Below are 258 nucleotides of genomic sequence, written 5' to 3'. Positions count from 1 at the left end.
GCCAGCATCGCGGCTATCGAGGCGATTCGTGAGCGCGCGCCCGCTGCGCGTTTCGTGCAGTGCGACCCGTTGATCAACGTGGTGTCAGCCTCGCGTCGCAGCGAAGAGATCGATCACGCCGAACGTTATCGGCTGGCTCAATTCGAAGCCTGGGACCTGTTGACCGGGCGGCAATGGCCGGGCCTGGGTGGGCAGGAGCATTACCTGGACATCATCGGCGCCAATTTCTACCCGCACAACCAATGGTATTTCCAGGGT

General features: G+C 62.0%; 1 pseudogene. It reads left to right on the top strand.

Annotated elements, in window-relative coordinates:
• Window positions 1-258: pseudogene (locus AC0L3B_RS39775) on the top strand (glycosyl transferase family 1); the annotation flags it as partial.

The sequence above is a fragment of the Bradyrhizobium sp. Kon56 genome (assembly GCF_055807635.1).
This window is presented reverse-complemented; position numbering and strand designations above follow the sequence as displayed.